The organism is Streptomyces sp. KR55 (genome assembly GCF_052245645.1).
Lineage (GTDB): Bacteria > Actinomycetota > Actinomycetes > Streptomycetales > Streptomycetaceae > Streptomyces > Streptomyces flavusporus.
Window position 1 is genome coordinate 1 of the sequence record NZ_JBQQCE010000762.1, and the last position, 2,835, is coordinate 2,835.

At 72.4% G+C, this 2,835-nt stretch carries 3 protein-coding genes and 1 pseudogene; 3 read left to right on the forward strand and 1 reads right to left on the reverse strand.

All coding sequences use genetic code 11. The annotated features are described in order from the left end of the window. On the reverse strand, window positions 1-313 hold a 313-nt coding region (locus ACTWQJ_RS49635), incomplete at its 3' end, for a carboxyl transferase domain-containing protein (protein ID WP_443312929.1). A gap of 110 nt (window positions 314-423) precedes the next feature. Here ACTWQJ_RS49635 and ACTWQJ_RS49640 point away from each other — a divergent pair. From ACTWQJ_RS49640 to ACTWQJ_RS49650, 3 genes and pseudogenes are all read left to right on the forward strand, one after another. Then, window positions 424-1,290: a biotin--[acetyl-CoA-carboxylase] ligase gene (locus ACTWQJ_RS49640; protein ID WP_443312930.1), complete on the forward strand. Its 867-nt coding sequence runs from the start codon at window positions 424-426 to the stop codon at window positions 1,288-1,290. A gap of 149 nt (window positions 1,291-1,439) precedes the next feature. After that, entirely contained in the window at window positions 1,440-2,600 is a 1,161-nt protein-coding gene (locus ACTWQJ_RS49645; RefSeq protein WP_443312931.1) for an adenylate/guanylate cyclase domain-containing protein, read from the forward strand. A 38-nt stretch (window positions 2,601-2,638) separates the two neighbouring features. Continuing rightward, window positions 2,639-2,835: pseudogene (locus tag ACTWQJ_RS49650) on the forward strand (hypothetical protein); the annotation flags it as partial.

Genomic DNA, 2,835 nt, shown 5'->3' on the forward strand with positions numbered 1-2,835 from the left:
TGAAGTCCTGGGAGAAGACGGCGACCGGACGCCCGTCGACGGTCCCGTACCCGGTGACGACCCCGTCCCCGTACGGCCGGTTCTTCTCCAGTCCGAAGTTGGTGGAGCGGTGCCGGGCGAACTCGTCCAACTCGACGAAGGACTCCTCGTCGAGCAGCAGCTCGATACGCTCACGGGCCGTCAGCTTGCCCTTGGCGTGCTGCTTCTCGACGGCTCGTTCCGAACCGGCGTGGGTCGCCTCCTGGATGCGGCGCTGGAGATCCGCGAGCTTCCCGGCGGTGGTGTGAATGTCGATCTCTTCCGGCTCGGACATCGGGATGCGGCTCCCTGCCTGCTCAAAAGGGGGGACGGTTACTCATCCGTAGCGTAGTGCGGGGCCCTCGGATCGGCAGTGCGGTGTTTACCACACCTAGGGTGGCTTGCATGAAGCCGCACGATGCAGCAGAGCCGAACAACAGCCGGTGGTCCGACCTGGAGCGGCCGCCCCTCAACGCCACGGCCCTGCGCCGCGCCCTGGTGCGGGAGGGCGGCCTGTGGTCGGAGGTGGACGTGGTGCAGCGCACCGGCTCCACCAACACCGACCTGGTGGCCCGTGCCGTCGAGGGGAAGGCCGGGGAGGGTGCGGTGCTGGTCGCCGAGGAGCAGACCGCCGCGCGGGGCCGGCTCGACCGCCAGTGGACGGCGCCGGCCCGCTCCGGCCTGTTCTTCTCCGTGCTGCTGCGCCCGGCCGGGATCCCGGTGGCCCGCTGGGGCTGGCTGCCGCTGCTCACCGGCGTCGCCGTGGCGACGGGACTGTCCCGGGCGGCAGGCGTCGACACGGCACTCAAGTGGCCCAACGACCTCCTGGTGACGGTCGGCGGCGAGGAGCGCAAGGCCGGCGGCATCCTGGCGGAACGGGCGGGCGACGACGGCGTCGTCATCGGCGTCGGCATCAACGTGACCCTGCGCGAGCCGGAGCTGCCGGTACCGACCGCGGGCTCGCTGGCGCTGGCCGGAGCGGTGAGCACGGACCGGGATCCGCTGCTCAGGGCCGTACTGCGGTCGCTGGAGGACTGGTACGGGCGGTGGCGGGCCGCCGGGGGTGATCCGGCGGTCACCGGTCTGCAGGAGACGTACACGGCCGGGTGCGCGACGCTGGGAAGGGTGGTGCGTGCCGAGCTGCCGGGGAATCGGTCGATCACCGGAGAGGCGGTTGCGGTGGACGGCGACGGGCGGCTGGTGCTGGTGACGGAGGAGGGAGTGCGGGAGCCGGTGGGGGCGGGGGACATCGTGCACCTGAGGCCGGCGTGAGTCTGCTGGTGTGCGGCGCCGGGGACGGTTGCACTCGCCCACGACTGCCCGCAGGCTGCGCAGGCCTGCGAAGAGTGAGCTGGCCCACAGCTGACGTAAAGTTGGGGCCGGTCGATACCTGACCGCGGCAGATCGGAAGGGCAGCAGGCGTGAGCGTCGACGACACGGGCTCCGGCACGGGCGCGCACGGCCGAGTGGATCAACCCCCATTCTCGGCATCGCTCGAGCGCGGGGACTCCCACGCCACCGACTCCGGCGAGGATCCGCTGGCCCTGCGCCTCGAACAGCTCATCCTCGGCGCCGAACGCCGCTACACCCCCTTCCAGGCGGCCCGCAGCGCCGGTGTCTCCATGGAACTGGCGTCCCGCTTCTGGCGGGCGATGGGCTTCGCCGACATCGGCCAGGCCAAGGCGCTCACCGAGGCGGACGTCCTGGCCCTGCGCCGGCTGGCCGGTCTCGTCGAGGCCGGGCTGCTGAGCGAGGCGATGGCCGTGCAGGTGGCCCGCTCCACCGGCCAGACGACCGCCCGGCTGGCCGAGTGGCAGATGGACTCCTTCCTGGAGGGCCTGACCGAGCCGCCCGAGCCCGGCATGACCCGTACCGAGGTGACGTACCCGATCATCGAGCTGCTCCTGCCCGAGCTGGAGGAGTTCCTCGTCTACGTCTGGCGGCGCCAGCTCGCCGCCTCGGCCGGCCGGGTCATCCAGACCGGGGACGACGAGGAGATGGTCGACCGCCGCCTCGCCGTCGGCTTCGCGGACCTCGTCGGGTTCACGCGACTGACCCGCCGTATGGAGGAGGAGGAACTCGGCGAACTCGTCGAGGCCTTCGAGACCACGTCCGCCGACCTGGTCGCCGCGCGCGGCGGGCGGCTCATCAAGACCCTCGGCGACGAGGTGCTCTACGCCGCCGACGACGCGGGCGTCGCCGCGGAGATCGCGCTGCGGCTCATCGAGACCCTGGCGAACGACGAGACGATGCCGGAACTGCGCGTCGGCATAGCGTTCGGCACGGTGACCACCCGTATGGGCGATGTCTTCGGTACGACGGTGAACCTGGCCTCCCGGCTGACGTCGATAGCTCCGCGTGACGCCGTTCTGGTCGACAGCGCGTTCGCGGAGGAACTGATCCGTACCGGTGAGGCTCCCGCCTCCGAGGCGGAGGCCGCCGAGGCCGTGGCCGCCGCGGAGAAGGAGGGCGAGGAGCCGCCGACGTACCGCTTCGCGCTCCAGCCGATGTGGCAGCGTCCGGTGCGTGGTCTCGGCGTGGTCGAGCCGTGGCTGCTCACCCGGCGGGACGGGGCGTCGTAGGCCCTGCTCAGTCGCTCAGCGTATCCACGCACAGGCCGATGATCGGCACGCACAGTCCGGGCTGGTCCGGCTGCGGGGCCGACGGCGGGCTGCTGGGCGTGGGCGTGGGCGTGGGTGTCGGGGCCGGCTGCGGGGCGGAGTTCGTCGGCGCCGGTGGCCGGGGCGGTTCCGTGGTGCCGGGCGCGGACGGGGCGCTGGACGTGGCTGAAGCCGCGGGCGGGGTGGCAGGGGGCGT